This is a genomic window from Mesorhizobium sp. M7A.F.Ca.AU.001.01.1.1, assembly GCF_004022735.1.
Taxonomy (GTDB): Bacteria; Pseudomonadota; Alphaproteobacteria; order Rhizobiales; family Rhizobiaceae; genus Mesorhizobium; species Mesorhizobium ciceri.
This window is the reverse complement of sequence record NZ_RZPF01000537.1, coordinates 1-4,668: the sequence shown is the minus strand read 5'-3', so window position 1 is coordinate 4,668 and position 4,668 is coordinate 1. Positions and strand designations below refer to the sequence as shown.

The window sequence follows — 4,668 nt, the reverse complement described above, 5'->3', positions numbered from 1 at the left end:
CCCAGCTCAGCACCGTGTTCGGCTCCGACGGCGTCGCCCAAAACGGCACGATCACCTACGGCATCAAGGCATCGGGACTGACCGTGCCGACCCAGCTTCTCCCGAGCTGGAGCGTGGGGTTGTTGCCCACCGATGTCGATTTGAACTTTGGCGGCGCCAATATCGATCTCGACAGCATGGCGAAGAAGGCGATCGAAGCCTTTGATCTCAATAAGAATCCGCCGCTGTCTGCCGAATTCGGCGAGCAGCTTAAGGCCGACTTCATGGCCAAGACGCCGAAGGTCGTGCTTGGCCACAGCACCGTGAAGAACAAGGATACGGAGATCGCCCTGGAAGGCGAGATGACATTCCCGGGCGAAAAGCCCGAAGGTAGCGTGACCGTCGATGTCGCCGGCTTCGACAAGCTTGTCGAAGGCCTGCAGGAAGCGGCAAAGTCGGAACCGGAGGTGGCCCAATACGTGCCAGTCGCTCTCATGGCGAAGGGCTTTGGCAAGACGCTGTCCGATGGACGGCTGGAATGGATCGTCAACGCCAAGGCCGACGGTTCGGTCACCGTCAATGGCGTCATGCTGAAGCCTGCCGATCCGGCCGTGGACGACAGCGTGGACGATGGTGACGGCGACGATGACAGCGGGGACGACAGCGGCGGCGCAGGTGCGAAACTGAACCCTTGAAGGCTGGAGTTTAGAGCCCCAGCGCGCTTGCGATCTTCGGCGCGGCTTCGTGCCAGTCCTGGACGACGACCACATCGTCCGTCACCGGGGGCAGGAATGCGCGCAGTGAATTGTCGGCCATCAGGTGGAACAGTTCGGCGTCGGCGACCGATTCCCGCACCGACGCCAGATTGTGCGGCTGATCGTCGACGAAGACCACCGGTCGGCCGGCCTTGCCGCGAAGCTTGGCCACTGCCGGTCCTTTGGCCATTTCAGTGGTCAGAAGCGGGTAGCTCAGTCCAAGCGCGTCGAGATGGACACGACGCACGGCACGGTGTTTGTGCGGCATGGCCGTCAGCAAGATGATTTCCGCGCGGTCGCCAAGCCCTGCCAGGGCCTCTGCCGCGCCGTCCGTAATGTTTTGCCAATCGGCTTGCGTGTCAAAGAAATCGCCCAGCAGTGCCGTGACTTCGGGCTGTTCGATCAGGCGGCCGCTGGCCGTCTCTGCGATGTTGCCGGTCAGCCGGAACGAGGCCAGCGTCAGGCCATAGCCACGCGTCTTGAGGAAATTCGGAAACGGGCGGATGAATTCGAGCACGACATCGTCGACATCGAGCACCAGCAACGGCCGGTTGTCGGCTGCCAGTTCTTCGATCTGGCGCGCTGTTTCTGGATCATCGCTCATATGGAATGCTCGTGATTGTCATCGCCCAGCGGCAGCGACCGCAGGGCCTTGCCGACAGCAGCCGGCGGGGTGCCGGTTTCCTCGGCAAAGCGCATCAGCGTCGGCTCGTGGGCGAGGATGAATTGCAGGACACCAGCCAGGAAACCCGGCTCACTGGCGGCTTTGCGGATCGAATGGACCTCTATGCCGGTGATAGCCAGAAAGCGCGGCAAAAGCTCCGGATCGGAGGCGACAAAGCCCAGGGCCTTCACGGCAATCGATTCCGCTTCTTCGCGCATTGACGCTGCGTTTGCCATCACTACCTTCGGTGTGTGGAATGAGTCTCTCCCGCAGTAATGGCAAGAGTTGCTTGCGGCAAGCCATTAGAGCGTGGCGCGCCCTTTGGACGCGCAGGCGACGAGGTAGAATTCGCGCTGTTTTCCAGCCGCGGATTTCCGTTTCGTCAATCATATTGCCGTAAAGTGAAGCAGGGTTTGGTGCGTTCAGATATGGGCGCATGACGGTCGCCTTCGAAGCGGAAGGGCGGCCGGGACGGGATATCGATGCCGAAGAAGGTTATGATCGTCGAGGACAATGAGCTCAACATGAAGCTCTTTCGGGACCTCATCGAGGCAAGCGGTTACGAGACCGTGCGCACCCGCAACGGTCTGGAAGCGCTCGATCTGGCACGCCAGCACCGGCCGGATCTCATCTTGATGGATATCCAGTTGCCTGAGGTGTCGGGGCTTGAAGTGACCAAATGGCTGAAGGAGGACGACGAACTGCACGTCATCCCCGTCATTGCCGTGACCGCCTTCGCCATGAAAGGCGACGAGGAACGTATCCGCCAGGGTGGCTGCGAGGCTTATATTTCGAAGCCGATCTCGGTGCCGCGTTTCATCGAAACCATCAAATCCTATCTGGGCGATGCGTGATGTGCCCCTTCAGCCGAGCCGGAGCGTTATGAAATGACTGCGCGGATCCTCGTCGTCGACGATATCCCTGCCAATGTGCGGCTGCTGGAAGTGCGGCTGCTGGCCGAATATTTCGAAGTGTTGACCGCCACCAACGGGCCGGATGCGATCGAGACCTGCGAGAACGGCAAGGTCGATGTCGTGCTGCTCGATGTGATGATGCCCGATATGGACGGCTTGGAGGTCTGTCGGCGGCTGAAGAGCGATCCGGCGACATCGCATATTCCGGTGGTGATGATCACCGCGCTCGACCAGATTGCGGACCGAGTGCGCGGTCTCGAGGCCGGCGCCGACGATTTCCTGACCAAGCCGGTCAATGACCTGCAGCTGATGACGCGCGTGAAAAGCCTGGTCAGGCTGAAGTCGCTGACTGACGAATTGCGCCTGCGTGCCTCGACCACACGCAACATCGGCATCGAGGAGGTGTTGAGCCGCACCTTCACGTCCGAAAACGCGACGCCAAAAGTTCTGCTGATTGACGAGCGCAAATCTTCGTTTGAGCGCATCCAGAAGATGCTGCGCGACAGTGCCGATCTCGACATTGCCACCGACCCGCATGCCGGCTTCTTCCAGGCTGCCGAAGCGCCCTATGAATGCGTCGTGATCTCGATGGCTTTTGCCGAATTCGATCCGCTGCGGCTATGCTCGCAATTGCGTTCGCTCGATCGCACCCGCTTCCTGCCGATCATCCTTCTGGCCGAGGAAGGCGAGGAGGGGCGGATCATCCGCGGCCTCGAACTCGGCATCAACGACTACCTCATGCGGCCTATAGACCAGCAGGAGCTGGTGGCGCGGATGCGTACGCAAGTGCGCCGCAAACGCTACAATGACCAGCTTCGCGCCAGCGTCACCCAAACCATCGAGATGGCGGTGACCGATGGACTAACCGGGCTGCACAACCGCCGTTACCTCGATAGCCATCTACAGACGTTGTTCGATCGTGCGGTGGCGCGCCAGCGACCATTGTCGGTGATAATCACCGACATCGACCTTCTAAAGTCGGTCAACGACACACACGGTCACGAGGCAGGTGGCGACGTGCTGCGCGAGTGCGCGCGCCGGCTACGCAAGAATGTGCGCGGTATCGACCTTGCATGCGTTTATGGGGTCGATGAATTCGTAGTGGTGATGCCGGACACAGATAGCACGGTGGCCGAAAAGGTCGCCGAACGCATTCGCGCTGAAATCGCCCAGGTGCCATTTGCCATCGGTCGTGAGGGAAAGACGACCGAAGTTACTGTCAGCGTTGGCGTGTCTTCGGTTTTCAAAGGGGCGGATACAGTAGCGGCGCTGATAAAACGCGCCGACGTCGCCCTTTACAAAGCCAAAAACGGCGGCCGCAACCGGGTGGTCGTTGGTCTCGATTGATGGATTGCTGCCCGGCGTTGTTATGGAATTTAGCTTTCTTTATGTGTCGGAAGTCTACTTGGCCTCGTAGGCGGCGGGCGGTTCCCGCGGACTGTTCAACATTGGAGTGACGGCAAGATTGGAGCAGCGCGTCCTAGCTTGGTTGGAAACGCCACCCTCAATAATCTTGGCGGCTTCGACTTCTATCGAAGCAAAAGAGCCCTCCCGCCCGGCAGTTAAGAAAGGCGACGACCTGAACCAAGGAACCAAGCGGTTGCAGACCGTTAATTGAATGCAATCAGCTAGGTTCCGCAAGATGAACGGATCGATGGACCGTTCACCTCGCGATCATGTTCTTTCAGTGGGCTCCTGCACTCTGTCAGACTGAGAATCTGCCGATCAAGAATTTCCGAAGAGCTTCGGCAGACGCACGCGCCGCAAACGGCTTGAAACGGTCCGCCTTGTTGGGATCGGCATGGTCCATCACCCCCTTGATAACGATCCACTCGCCAATACCACACTGCTTTGCGATCTCACCGATTGTGGCCGCTTCCATCTCGAGTCCCAACACGGTGCGCACGCCGCTGCGCTTCAACATGTCCCAAGTCATGCCATTTTTGACAACGACGTTTCCGCTGGCGATTGGGCCAGTCTTGATTTCAAAGGGGAGTGTTTTTGGTGGATCGACATCCATGACAAGTGACCGTTCCACAGCACTTCGTCCTACTTCCGTAAGTTTTATCGACGTCCCCTCTATTAGCAGCTCCCCCGACTTCTCTAGATCAACAAGCGTCGAGGACCACTCCCCGTCCGCGAAGTAGCGTTTACGCGCTGGCAGCACGCGCGGATCGAAGCCTTGATAGAGCTTGTGCATTAGCCATAATTTGCGCTCCCCACCATTTGGATGGCCGAAACTTGGGAGATCACGAGGATCGAGAGACTGCGCCGCCGCAAGCCACTCCTTAGATATTCGTGCCTGGCGGATATCGCTGAGGAACTCGTCCTTTTCCCGTTTTCCCTCGTCGTATTG

General features: G+C 59.2%; 5 protein-coding genes and 1 pseudogene. 3 read left to right on the top strand and 3 right to left on the bottom strand.

Annotation, left to right across the window (positions count from 1 at the left end; translation table 11 throughout):
* Window positions 1-674: pseudogene (locus EN884_RS26435) on the top strand (hypothetical protein); the annotation flags it as partial.
* 10 nt (window positions 675-684) lie between these two features.
* On the opposite strand, the gene EN884_RS26430 reads toward EN884_RS26435, so the two are convergent.
* Together EN884_RS26430 and EN884_RS26425 are read right to left on the bottom strand one after the other, a co-directional pair.
* Complete coding sequence (locus EN884_RS26430; protein WP_013531934.1) at window positions 685-1,338, bottom strand: hypothetical protein; 654 nt, start codon at window positions 1,336-1,338, stop codon at window positions 685-687.
* A complete protein-coding gene (locus tag EN884_RS26425; RefSeq protein WP_024503583.1) occupies window positions 1,335-1,634 on the bottom strand; it encodes a DUF3572 domain-containing protein in 300 nt (99 codons plus the stop codon). The genes EN884_RS26430 and EN884_RS26425 overlap by 4 nt, the downstream gene beginning before the upstream one ends.
* A gap of 246 nt (window positions 1,635-1,880) precedes the next feature.
* On the opposite strand from EN884_RS26425, the gene EN884_RS26420 reads away from it, so the two are divergent.
* Window positions 1,881-2,252: a response regulator gene (locus EN884_RS26420; RefSeq protein ID WP_013531932.1), complete on the top strand. Its 372-nt coding sequence runs from the start codon at window positions 1,881-1,883 to the stop codon at window positions 2,250-2,252.
* A 33-nt stretch (window positions 2,253-2,285) separates the two neighbouring features.
* Window positions 2,286-3,659 carry a PleD family two-component system response regulator gene (locus EN884_RS26415; protein WP_128360815.1) on the top strand — a complete coding sequence of 458 codons (1,374 nt, stop codon included), beginning with the start codon at window positions 2,286-2,288 and terminating at the stop codon, window positions 3,657-3,659.
* Window positions 3,660-4,017: 358 nt separating this feature from the next.
* Here the strand turns inward: EN884_RS26415 and EN884_RS38755 are convergent.
* Window positions 4,018-4,668, bottom strand: a 651-nt coding sequence (locus EN884_RS38755; protein WP_164895164.1) for a 5'-methylthioadenosine/S-adenosylhomocysteine nucleosidase, incomplete at its 5' end; no start/stop codon positions are given.

Bases quoted from the DNA above. Each gene is read 5' to 3' on its own strand.
- EN884_RS26420 (WP_013531932.1), top strand. From the start codon at position 1,881: ATGCCGAAGAAGGTTATGATCGTCGAGGACAATGAGCTCAACATGAAG.
- EN884_RS26425 (WP_024503583.1), bottom strand. From the start codon at position 1,634: ATGGCAAACGCAGCGTCAATGCGCGAAGAAGCGGAATCGATTGCCGTG.
- EN884_RS26430 (WP_013531934.1), bottom strand. From the start codon at position 1,338: ATGAGCGATGATCCAGAAACAGCGCGCCAGATCGAAGAACTGGCAGCC.
- EN884_RS26415 (WP_128360815.1), top strand. From the start codon at position 2,286: ATGACTGCGCGGATCCTCGTCGTCGACGATATCCCTGCCAATGTGCGG.